We start from the raw sequence: 11,530 nt of genomic DNA on the forward strand, positions 1-11,530 counted from the left end.
GCGGTATGATTCGGCAAAAAAAAAGCCCGCGATAATCGCGGGCTTTCATGAGAGCGGCAAAGCTTATTTGCTTTTCTTAATGTGCTTTATCAAGCGCTTACGCTTACGCATCTGGTTTGGCGTCAGGGTGTTGCGCTTGTTGGCGAACGGGTTTTCCCCTTCCTTGAACTGGATACGGATAGGCGTGCCCATCACGTCCAGCGATTTACGGAAGTAGTTCATCAGGTAGCGCTTGTAGGAATCCGGCAGGTCTTTCACCTGGTTGCCGTGGATCACCACGATTGGCGGGTTATAACCACCGGCGTGGGCATATTTCAGCTTCACGCGACGGCCGCGCACCAGCGGCGGCTGATGGTCTTCTGCAGCCATGTTCATGATGCGCGTCAGCATCGCGGTGCTCTGACGACGGGTGGAGCTGTCATACGCTTCACGCACGGATTCGAACAGGTTACCGACGCCGCTACCGTGCAGCGCAGAGATGAAGTGCACGCGGGCAAAGTCGATAAAGCCCAGACGGAAGTCGAGGGTCTCTTTCACCTGCTCACGAACCTCGTTGCTCAGGCCATCCCATTTGTTGACCACGATAACCAGTGAGCGCCCACTATTGAGGATAAAGCCGAGCAGAGAGAGGTCCTGATCGGAGATCCCTTCGCGTGCGTCGATGACCAGCAGCACGACGTTAGCATCTTCGATCGCCTGCAGGGTTTTGATAACGGAGAATTTTTCCACCACATCGGTGATTTTTCCGCGCTTACGTACCCCGGCGGTGTCGATGAGGACATACTCACGCTCATCGCGCTGCATAGGAATGTAGATACTGTCGCGGGTGGTGCCCGGCATGTCGTAAACGACCACGCGCTCTTCACCCAGAATACGGTTAGTAAGCGTAGACTTACCTACGTTTGGACGGCCCACGATTGCCAGCTTGATCGGCAGATCCTGCGGGTTGAAGTCGTCTTCAGGCTCTTCTTCTTCGCCCTCTTCTCCATCTTCGAACTGCGCCCAGTATTCAGCGTCTTCGTCTACTTCTTCCGGCGGGTTCACTTCGTCAACCCACGGCAGCAGAACGGTTTCCAGCAGGCTGGTGACGCCACGGCCATGCGATGCCGCAATCGGGTAGATTTCACCCAGGCCCAGAGACCAGAAATCCGCGATGGCCTGATCGGCATCGATGCCGTCGGTTTTGTTCGCCACCAGGAAGGTCGGTTTTTCGCGTGAACGCAGGTGCTTAGCGATAGCGGAATCCGCCGGCATCAGGCCAGCGCGAGCATCCACCATAAACAGCACCACATCCGCTTCTTCAATCGCCAGCAGCGACTGTTCCGCCATGCGGGTTTCAACGCCGTCTTCTGTGCCGTCAATACCACCGGTATCAATACAGATGAACTCGCGTCCTTCCACCTCTGCACGACCGTACTTACGGTCACGCGTCAGCCCCGGGAAATCCGCAACCAGCGCATCACGGGTGCGTGTTAAACGGTTAAAAAGAGTGGATTTTCCAACGTTAGGGCGCCCGACAAGCGCGACCACAGGTACCATGTTTGAAGCCTCATAAAATTCAAAATAACGTCGCTTTCGCGGCGTTTTTAAAAATGTCAAAACGGCTCCTGAGTGAACAGGAGCCGTTTAGTATACTACAACCGCCGGGTAATTAACGCGTGATCGCGTACAGCGTGCCGTCTTTTGCCTGAATCAGCAGCTTGCCATCGGCCACAACCGGATCGGTCAGGAAACCAGAGCTGTCGACTTTTTGCTGTGCAACAAAGCGGCCGTTATCCGGATCGATCCAGTGCATATACCCTTCGCTGTCGCCCACAACCAGGCTACCGTTGTACAGCGCTGGCGAGGTCAGCAGACGGTGCAGCAGGTCGCTTTGCGTCCACAGCGTTACGCCGCCTTCGGTGCTCAGAGCCAGCAGACGGTCGTTCTGGTCAACCATATAGATACGGTTACCCTCAACGATAAAATCGTTCACAGAGCCCAGCTCACGTTTCCACATGATCTGGCCGCTGCGCAGATCCAGCGCGGTCAGGTTGCCGTTATAGGCCAGCGCGTAAACCACACCGTTAACGATGACCGGCGTTGTGTCTACGTCGCTCAGACGGTCAATTTCCGTTGAGCCGGTGGCCTGAGAGATACGCTGCTGCCAGATCATCTGGCCCTGCTGCATCAGCACTGCGCTCACGCGACCGTTGTCACCGCCCACAATGGCAGCGCCAAATGCGGTAGCCGGAGCGGATTCGCCGCGCAGAGAGAGTGCTGGCATATCCAGGTTAACGGTCCATTTCACCAGGCCGTCCGCTTCGTTCAGCGCCTGCAGCTGGCCGTTGCTGGTATGAATCAGCACCAGGCCGTCGCTCACCACCGGACGAGACAGGGATTCACCCGCTACGGTTGTTTGCCAGGCAATGGAGCCGTCGCTGCTGTTCAGCGCATAAACCTGCGCTTTTTCGCTGCCAACGTAGACGTGGCCACCGGCAACGGTCAGGCCGCCAGACAGCAGTGCAGGTTTACGCGAGAACCAGCCGTCTTTTTCCGCCAGGTTAACGGACCACACTTCTTTCCCGTCATCGGCGTTCACCGCTTTCACGGTACCTTTGCGGTCAGCGGCATAGACAACGCTGTCTGCATAGGCCGGATGAAGGTTGGAATAGAAATCACCAATCCCACTGCCCACGGAGACATCCCACGCGGTGGATGGGGTAAACTGGTTTTCAACCGTCGGCAGTGGGGACATTTTCACAACGTCTTCTTCGCCACTGAACAGTGAACAACCACTCAATAACGTAACAGAAAGCAGTCCTGGCAGAAGTAATTTACGCAATTGCATCGGGTCCCTCTCAGACGGACAAATTATTTATTTTCATCTGCATCATTTCGCTCAGCGCAGGTGAAGCATTGCTCTCTACGCCAGCTTGCCACGCTTTACGCGCGCCCGCTTTGTCACCTTTGCTCAGCAGTGCTTCACCGCGCAGATCGGCAACGATGGCAGCAAAGCCTTCGCCTTTGATGGTATCGAGCGTTTTCAGCGCATCGTCAGCTTTCTTCTGCTGAACCTGAATACGTGCCAGGCGCAGATTGATCAACGCTTTCAGGTTATCATCGCTGGCCGCAGCAAGGCTCTGAGAGAGCTGAGCAGCGGCTTTATCCAGTTCGTTCTTATCAACGTACTGCTGAGCCACTTCCAGCGCAGCCAGTGCACCGTAGGTGTTTTTGTTGTCAGCCGCAAATTTCTCTGCCGCCGTCAGCGTTTGCGGCTGATCGGCACGAATTGCGCTCACGGTATTTTCATAGGACAGGGACGCGCCGCGCGCGGAATCTGCCTGATGATTGTTCCAGTAACGCCAGCCCACCAGCGCACCGACACCTAAAATAACCCCAACAACCAGCGCTTTGCCGTTTTCAACAAAGAAGCGTTTAATCGCGTCGACCTGATCGTGTTCGTTCTCGTAAATTTCCACGCAGTCCTTCTCCTTAGCCCAATAGAGTGCGCAAGTGCGCCGCAACGCCGTCCTGCGTTACCGTTGTCTGCTCACCAGAGCGCAGGTCCTTCACCACCACTTCGCCGTTAGCCACTTCGGACTCGCCCAGCACCAGTGCAATACTTGCGCCCCACTTATCGGCACGAGCAAACTGTTTTTTGAAGTTGCCGCCGCCATGGTTGGTCATCAGCTTAACGCCCGGCAGCGCATCGCGCACGCGTTCGGCAAGCTGCATCGCCGCAGACTGCGTTTCCGCGCCTGAGGCCACCAGGTATATATCGACAACGGATTCTGCTTTAAATTCCGGATTAACTGCCTGAACCAGCAAAACAAGTCGCTCAAGGCCCATAGCAAAGCCCACAGCAGGCGCTGCGCGACCACCAAGTTGCTCAACCAGACCGTCATAACGGCCGCCCGCGCATACGGTGCCCTGAGAGCCGAGGCTGCTGGTCACCCACTCAAACACGGTACGGTTGTAGTAGTCCAGACCGCGCACCAGGCGCTGGTTCACGGTATAGGCGATGCCTGCCGCTTCAAGCAGCTTGCACAGGCCCGCGAAGTGTTCGCGAGATTCTTCATCCAGGTAGTCGCCCAGCGCAGGCGCATCGTTCAGCAGGGCCTGAACATCCGCGTTTTTGGAATCCAGAACGCGCAGCGGGTTGCTGTACATGCGACGTTTGCAGTCTTCGTCCAGCTTCTCTTTATGCTGTTCCAGGAACGCAACCAGCGCATCGCGGTAGTTAGCGCGAGCTTCCAGAGAACCGATAGAGTTCAGCTCAAGGGAAACGTGATCGGCGATACCGAGCGCACGCCACCAGCGGGCGGTCAGCATAATCAGTTCGGCGTCGATGTCCGGGCCCTGCAGACCAAAGACTTCCACACCCAGCTGATTGAACTGGCGATAACGACCTTTCTGAGGACGTTCGTGGCGGAACATCGGGCCGATATACCACAGGCGCTGCTCCTGATTGTACAGAAGACCATGTTCGATGCCGGCGCGTACGCAGCCCGCCGTACCTTCCGGACGCAGGGTCAGGCTGTCGCCGTTGCGGTCCTCAAAGGTGTACATCTCTTTTTCAACCACGTCGGTGACTTCACCAATCGCGCGTTTGAATAACGGGGTCTGCTCTACAATCGGCAAACGGATTTCGCTGTAACCGTAGCTGCCGAGCACCTGCTTCAGTGTGCCTTCAATGCGCTGCCAGATGGCGGTTTCGCCAGGCAGATAATCGTTCATGCCGCGGATGGCTTGAATGTTTTTTGCCACGTTTATTCTCTTTCTATATACAAAAAAAACCCAAAGAATGGGTTCAATCATACATGGGAAGCGGCACGCTTCCCATCACGTTATTTTTCAACCTGCTGAACGCTGATACGCTGTGTTTCGTCCATCATGGCGGCTTTGGCGCGGATGCGGGCTTCAAGCTGGTCGATCATGTCGCTATTATCCAGACGATCTTTACGAACGCCATCTTCATAGAGACCACTTTTCTTGTTACCGCCGGTTACGCCCAGGGTTGACACCAGTGCTTCACCCGGACCGTTTACCACACAGCCAATGATGGAAACGTCCATCGGGGTGATAATGTCTTCCAGACGTTGCTCAAGGGCATTCACCGTCCCGATCACATCAAACTCCTGACGTGAGCAGGTTGGGCAGGCAATGAAGTTGATCCCGCGCGCGCGAATACGCAGTGATTTCAGAATATCGAAACCGACTTTGATCTCTTCGACCGGATCGGCCGCCAGCGAGACGCGCAGGGTGTCACCGATCCCTTCAGAGAGCAGCAGCCCCAGACCGATCGCGGATTTTACAGAGCCGCTGCGCAGGCCGCCCGCTTCGGTGATCCCGAGGTGCAGAGGCTGGTCGATCTGCTTTGCCAGCAGGCGGTAAGATTCTACGGCAAGGAACACGTCGGACGCTTTTACGCTGACCTTGAACTGATCGAAGTTGAGACGATCGAGATGATCGACGTGGCGCATCGCGGATTCGAGCAGCGCCTGCGGCGTAGGCTCACCGTATTTTTCCTGCAGATCTTTTTCCAGGGAACCGGCGTTAACGCCAATACGGATAGGAATATTTTTATCGCGGGCGCAGTCCACAACCATGCGGATACGCTCTTCGTTACCGATGTTGCCCGGGTTAATACGCAGGCAATCGACGCCGTATTCGGCCACTTTCAGTGCGATGCGGTAGTCGAAGTGGATATCAGCCACCAGCGGAACGCTGACCTGCTGTTTGATCAGTTTGAACGCCTCAGCGGCATCCATGGTTGGGACGGAGACGCGAACAATGTCCGCGCCTACACGTTCTAATGCTTTGATTTGATTGACCGTCGCTTCCACATCGGTGGTGCGCGTGTTGGTCATCGACTGAACGGCGATAGGTGCCCCATCGCCGATTGGCACATTCCCAACGTAAATCCGTTTCGATTTTCTACGTTGAATCGGAGCCTGGTTATGCATGAAAAATCTCCCGCGTTGCCCGTCTGTTACTGTGCTGCTGATTGTTCGGCATTAACGGTAAGACGTGCAACCTGGTTAGTTCTGATAAAGCGGCTCAGGTCGACAGGTTTTCCTTGATACTGGATCTGTACCGCTGCCGGAGCGCCGATTTTAAGTTTATAAGGAGCCTGGCCGGTTAGGTTTAACGTGCCATCTTTACGCTGCAGGCCGCTGAACAGTTTTTTACCTGTCGCGTCAGTTACTTCCAGCCAGCAGTCGGCGCTGAAGTTCATCACCAGCGCGTTGGGATCGGCTGCTGTCGCCGTACCCGCCGGGCTGGTTGGCAGAGTCGCTGCGCTATTGTCTGCAGGCTGAGTAGCCGCAGGCGCGTTCGCCGCCGTATCAACATTCGCCTGAGAAGGGGCAACAACCGCGTTTTGATCCTGAGCCTGCGGCGCAGCGGTGTTAGCCGTTGCTGCCGGGGCCTGTGCTGCACCGGTCGCCGACGCGTCTGGCGCTGCGGTCTGTGGCTCGCTGGAGGACGCTGCGCCGTCGGTATTCAGCGGCACGCTCTGGCCGTTCTCACTTCCGGCCTGGTTGAGTTCGGCCGAGGATTGATCGGCCATGGTGGTGATCTCTTCCTGCTGCGCCTTGTGGTTTTGCCACCACCATGCACCGGTCAGACCGATGACCACAAACAGCACCAGCCAGGTAAAGCTCATCAGCCAGCCATCACGTTTTTTACGACGTTTCCCCAGGGAGAAGGTCTGCATCGGCGCAACTTTTGCTGCACGGACCGGCGCCTGCTTCTCCATCATTGGCAGTAATTCGTTTTCGGGGATGTGCACCAGTTTTGCGTAAGAGCGGATATAACCGCGCAAGAACGTTGAAGCCAGATCGGCAGGCGCCTTATCTTCTTCAATATCGCGAACCGTGGAAACCTTCAGGCACAAGCGTTCCGCAACGGCTTGCTGGCTGAGTCCGAGTTGTTCACGGGCGTTGCGAAGACGAACGCCAGTGGAGAGTGCTTCATGTTGGTCGTGAGTGGCTTCAGTATTCATTCGCTACAACTACTGGTACGTGAAAAATAAGGGTTCAGGCGCCGGTGAGTCACAATGCCACCCGCACCGCGAAACTTCTGGTCAGTTAACCTTGAACAGAGAGTATAAGACTGTCAGCCCGGAGATGACAGTACAGCCCTGCCCGTACGGCTAAACTGTTGTTACGTCGTTACATACTGCCCGAAAGTCGAATGAAACGCACCGTAATTATTGATCAGTCATCACGAATCTGACTGATTATTCAGTAAGGTTATGCTTCACGGCGCAGATAATGCGCCGCGAGTGCATAATAATCAAACAGCTTTAACCGCGATCGTCTCGCCCTGCATGCGTTTACGCAGGGTACGTTTAGTACGGTCAATGACATCACCTGCCAGCTGTCCGCATGCGGCATCAATGTCATCACCACGGGTTTTACGCACGATGGTGGTGAAACCATACTCCATCAGCACCTTGGAGAAACGGTCGATACGGCTGTTCGAGCTACGGCCATACGGCGCGCCCGGGAACGGGTTCCATGGGATCAGGTTGATTTTGCACGGCGTATCTTTCAGCAGTTCAGCCAGCTGATGCGCATGTTCGGTGCCGTCGTTGACGTGATCCAGCATCACGTACTCGATGGTCACGCGGCCCTGGTTGGCGTTGGATTTCTCCAGGTAGCGACGTACTGCGGCGAGGAAGGTTTCGATATTGTACTTTTTGTTGATCGGCACAATTTCGTCACGAATTTCATCGTTTGGCGCATGCAGGGAGATCGCCAGCGCAACGTCAATCATGTCGCCAAGCTTGTCCAGCGCAGGCACAACGCCTGAGGTAGACAGCGTGACGCGACGCTTGGACAGACCAAAGCCAAAGTCATCCAGCATGATTTCCATCGCCGGAACAACGTTGGTCAGGTTCAGGAGCGGCTCACCCATCCCCATCATCACCACGTTGGTGATAGGGCGCGTGCCGGTTACTTTTGCCGCGCCCACGATTTTCGCGGCACGCCAGACCTGGCCGATAATTTCTGACACGCGCAGGTTACGGTTAAAGCCTTGCTGCGCGGTTGAGCAGAATTTGCACTCCAGCGCACAGCCAACCTGGGAGGAGACGCACAGCGTCGCGCGGTCTTCTTCCGGGATGTAGACAGTTTCAACGCGCTGATCGCCGACCGCAATCGCCCATTTGATAGTGCCATCTGCGGAGCGCTGCTCTTCCACCACTTCCGGTGCGCGGATTTCAGCCACTTCTTTGAGCTTGTTGCGCAGGACCTTGTTGATGTCAGTCATGTCATCAAAATTGTCGCTGCAGTAATGGTACATCCACTTCATGACCTGATCGGCACGAAACGGCTTTTCGCCCATCTCTTTAAAGAACTCGCGCATCTGCTGACGGTTCAGATCCAGCAGGTTGATTTTTCCATTTTTATTGGGAACCGCAGGAATGGCGACTTCGGAGGTATTCACTAGTTCAGACATAATATTTTCCGGCCTCGTTGTTACACGTTATGGCCCATGGAGGGTTGAATAGAAACGCCCCGGAAAGCGGTCTGCTCGTCCGGGGCGTTGCATTGTACAAAGTCTGGCGCAGGGATGCCACGTCTGGACGCGGCATTTACGAAAATAATGTGTAAACGAAACCGTTAAATTAACGGGTACGTGGACACACTTCGCCTTCTGCGAAGAAGAAAGCGATTTCGCGTGCAGCAGATTCAACAGAGTCAGAACCGTGGGTGCCGTTCTCGGTGAAGCTGTCAGCGTAGTCAGCGCGCAGAGTACCTGCCAGCGCGTTGTCCGGGTTGGTTGCGCCCAGCAGGTCGCGGTGACGCTGTACTGCGTTTTCGCCTTCCAGCACGGATACCACGATTGGACCGGAGGTCATGAACTCCACCAGGCCGTCAAAGAATGGACGACCTTCGTGCTCTGCATAGAAGCCGCGAGCCTGCTCAACGGTCAGGTGCAGCATTTTGGTGCCAACAATTTTGAACCCTGCAGATTCAAAGCGAGCGAAGATGCTGCCAATAACGTTTTTTGCCACCGCGTTTGGTTTGATGATGGAAAAAGTACGTTCAATAGCCATGATAACCTCTGTCAATGTTCTGTTGTTTTGCATACCTGAGTATGGTGTGGCGCGGATTATAATGAGCAATAGCGCCATTGCCTATGGATTCAGGTAACATTTTTTTAAAATAAGACGAGTTTTAGCAACAGCTCACATCTGAAAGCTGTTTTCAGATCACTGCAGCGTAAAATTCACCGTCGCGACCTGCCCGGTCTCATCCATAACGAGTAACTGATAATCGCCCGACTTATCAAGCTGTAATGTGTAAACCCTTCCCTTCACACTCAGCGGTTCACCGTTCAAAAACCACCAGCGCTCACCGCTGTTGCCGGTCGCCTGAAGCGGTAGCGAAACGCGGGATTCACCCGGCAGACGTTTGATAACGGCCCCTTCGCGTACGCCTGTCAGGATGAGTGGCGCAGGTGAGTCCTGCGACAGCGGAGGACAGGTTGTTGATGAAGGCGGGATCCGTACCGCGCGACGCTCGGTTGCGGGCAGCCACGGTTCCAGCGGCAGCGGCCAGACATCCAGGACTTTTTCAGTTGCATCAGGGCAATCTGCCGCCACACGTTTACCCGTTTTATCCAGCCAGACCGGGAAACGAATGCCGCGTATGCCTTCCTGCTCCGGCAACAGCAGCGTGGGCGGTTCACCGCCTTCCAGAAGCCAGGTCGACAGGCGACGTCGACAGTTTTCACTGCCTTCCGGCAGCGGCTGGCCACCCGGCCAGCAGATCACGCCCCGCCCGACGCTCTCCGGACGCGGGTCGCGAGGCAGGCGGGCTTCGTCTACCGTTGAGCGCGACTGAAGCAGGTTATTGACCTGGTTTAATAGCGGAACCGCGCTGGCGAAACCAAACTGCCCCGCCACCGGCGTGCCGTCCGGTCGTCCGGTCCAGATGCCAATCACGTAGCGGGCATTCAGACCGATGGCCCAGGCATCACGGTAGCCGTAGCTGGTGCCGGTTTTCCACGCCAGGGGCGCAACCTGCGGTAGCGCATTATCCGGTAGCGGCTGCGCTTCATTGGCCAGAATACGGCGAATAATCCACGCCGAGCCTGATGATAACAGCGGACGTTCAGTCAGCGGATCGCCCGGCTGCAGGCGCAGCCGTCCCGCCTTACCGTGTCGGGCAAAGGCACTGTAGGCAGCGGCGATATCTGCCAGCCGCGCGCCTGCCCCACCGAGGATCAGGGAGAGATTCGGCTGTGCCCCCGCGGGCAGGATCAGCGGCAAACCTGCGTTACTGAGCATACCGGCAAATCGTTTTGGTCCGTAGGCTTCCAGCACCTGTACCGCGGGCAGGTTGAGGGAGCGCACCAGCGCTTCACTCATGCTGACCGGCCCGTGGAACCCGCTGTCAAAATTCCCGGGGCGATAATCACTGGTTTTTCTGGGAACGTCCTGGAGCAGCGAGGCGGGATGGATCAGGCCATCGTCCAGCGCCATACCGTAGATAAAGGGCTTCAACACCGATCCCGGGGATCGGATCGCATTGACCATATCCACGTGGCTAAAACGACTGTCATCGTTAATATCCACCGATCCGACCCAGCCGCGCACTTTCATATCGGTATGATCGACCACGATCATCGCCAGCGAGCTGCGTGCCGGCAGGCGGGATTTCCAGTTCATCGCCAGCTCTTCCAGCTGCCGCTGTAGCCCGGCATCCAGCGTGGTGACAATTTTCGTGTCGCGGCTTTTGCCGAGCATCATGCGCGCAAAGAGCGGCGCCAGCTGCGGCATCTGCCGGGGCGCCAGCCATACCGATTCTTCACGGGACTCTTTGACCTGCTTCGCGGACCAGACGCCCTGCGTCGCCATGCGGTCGAGCACTTTATTGCGCGCCGCTTCGGCCCGTTCAGGCCAGCGATCCGGGCGTAAACGACTCGGTGCCTGCGGCAGCACCGCCAGCAGCGCCGCGTCGGAATAGCTGAGCTGCGACGGCGGCTTGCCCAGATACGTCCAGCTTGCCGCCCCGACGCCCTGCAGCGTACCGCCAAACGGCGCGCGGTTGAGATAGAGCGTCAGGATGTCGCGTTTAGAGAGGTGCCACTCCAGCTGCATCGCCCGCCAGAGCTGACGAATTTTGCCGCCAAAGGTGCGCGGATGCGGGTCCAGCAGGCGTGCCACCTGCATGGTCAGCGTACTGCCGCCAGAAACGACTTTGCCAGAACTGAGATCCTGCCAGGCGGCGCGCAGGACAGAGAGCGGGTTTACGCCGGGGTGATCCCAGAACCAGCGATCTTCGTACTGGATCAGCGCCTCAAGATAACGGGGAGAGACCTCTTCGATCGTCACCGGATAGCGCCAGATCCCGTCGCTGTCCGCAAAGCGCCACAGCGGCGTGCCCTTCTCATCCACCACGACCCGGGCGGGGTTAACCTCTTTCAGCGGTAACGGCCACAGGCGGTCGGCGGCGACAATCAGCCCCCATAAAACGAGAAGCGCTCCCGCCAGCCACAGCCAGCGGGAGCGTGTCAAACGTGCCATTCGCAT

9 protein-coding genes are annotated in these 11,530 nt (G+C 56.7%); all 9 read right to left on the bottom strand.

Features of this window, described 5'->3' with window-relative positions:
* Nucleotides 1-63: 63 nt before the first annotated feature.
* A complete protein-coding gene (gene der, locus AC0TNG_RS10635) occupies nt 64-1,539 on the bottom strand; it encodes a ribosome biogenesis GTPase Der (RefSeq protein ID WP_024908655.1) in 1,476 nt (491 codons plus the stop codon).
* 112 nt (nt 1,540-1,651) lie between these two features.
* The gene (gene bamB, locus AC0TNG_RS10640) at nt 1,652-2,830 is read right to left on the bottom strand and encodes an outer membrane protein assembly factor BamB (protein WP_024908654.1); all 1,179 of its coding nucleotides are present in this window, start codon (nt 2,828-2,830) and stop codon (nt 1,652-1,654) included.
* Nucleotides 2,831-2,840: 10 nt separating this feature from the next.
* On the bottom strand, nt 2,841-3,461 hold the full coding sequence (locus AC0TNG_RS10645; RefSeq protein ID WP_473713471.1) for a YfgM family protein: 621 nt from the start codon (nt 3,459-3,461) through the stop codon (nt 2,841-2,843).
* A gap of 13 nt (nt 3,462-3,474) precedes the next feature.
* The gene (hisS, locus tag AC0TNG_RS10650; RefSeq protein ID WP_023333028.1) at nt 3,475-4,749 is read right to left on the bottom strand and encodes a histidine--tRNA ligase; all 1,275 of its coding nucleotides are present in this window, start codon (nt 4,747-4,749) and stop codon (nt 3,475-3,477) included.
* An 80-nt stretch (nt 4,750-4,829) separates the two neighbouring features.
* Complete coding sequence (gene ispG / locus AC0TNG_RS10655) at nt 4,830-5,948, bottom strand: flavodoxin-dependent (E)-4-hydroxy-3-methylbut-2-enyl-diphosphate synthase (RefSeq protein WP_023308814.1); 1,119 nt, start codon at nt 5,946-5,948, stop codon at nt 4,830-4,832.
* A gap of 26 nt (nt 5,949-5,974) precedes the next feature.
* On the bottom strand, nt 5,975-6,988 hold the full coding sequence (rodZ, locus tag AC0TNG_RS10660; RefSeq protein WP_024908652.1) for a cytoskeleton protein RodZ: 1,014 nt from the start codon (nt 6,986-6,988) through the stop codon (nt 5,975-5,977).
* Between the two features lie 293 nt (nt 6,989-7,281).
* Nucleotides 7,282-8,448, bottom strand: a complete 1,167-nt coding sequence (gene rlmN, locus AC0TNG_RS10665) for a dual-specificity RNA methyltransferase RlmN (RefSeq protein ID WP_014171168.1) — start codon at nt 8,446-8,448, stop codon at nt 7,282-7,284.
* Between the two features lie 169 nt (nt 8,449-8,617).
* Complete coding sequence (ndk, locus tag AC0TNG_RS10670; RefSeq protein WP_003860625.1) at nt 8,618-9,049, bottom strand: nucleoside-diphosphate kinase; 432 nt, start codon at nt 9,047-9,049, stop codon at nt 8,618-8,620.
* Between the two features lie 156 nt (nt 9,050-9,205).
* Nucleotides 9,206-11,530: a peptidoglycan glycosyltransferase PbpC gene (pbpC, locus tag AC0TNG_RS10675; protein WP_024908651.1), complete on the bottom strand. Its 2,325-nt coding sequence runs from the start codon at nt 11,528-11,530 to the stop codon at nt 9,206-9,208.

This window comes from Enterobacter sp. PL_is514 (assembly GCF_055816715.1).

What these genes read in the sequence shown, in the direction of transcription:
- pbpC (WP_024908651.1), bottom strand. Translation starts at nt 11,530, where the DNA reads ATGCGAATGGCACGTTTGACACGCTCCCGCTGGCTGTGGCTGGCGGGA.
- der (WP_024908655.1), bottom strand. Translation starts at nt 1,539, where the DNA reads ATGGTACCTGTGGTCGCGCTTGTCGGGCGCCCTAACGTTGGAAAATCC.
- rlmN (WP_014171168.1), bottom strand. Translation starts at nt 8,448, where the DNA reads ATGTCTGAACTAGTGAATACCTCCGAAGTCGCCATTCCTGCGGTTCCC.
- bamB (WP_024908654.1), bottom strand. Translation starts at nt 2,830, where the DNA reads ATGCAATTGCGTAAATTACTTCTGCCAGGACTGCTTTCTGTTACGTTA.
- rodZ (WP_024908652.1), bottom strand. Translation starts at nt 6,988, where the DNA reads ATGAATACTGAAGCCACTCACGACCAACATGAAGCACTCTCCACTGGC.
- ispG (WP_023308814.1), bottom strand. Translation starts at nt 5,948, where the DNA reads ATGCATAACCAGGCTCCGATTCAACGTAGAAAATCGAAACGGATTTAC.
- ndk (WP_003860625.1), bottom strand. Translation starts at nt 9,049, where the DNA reads ATGGCTATTGAACGTACTTTTTCCATCATCAAACCAAACGCGGTGGCA.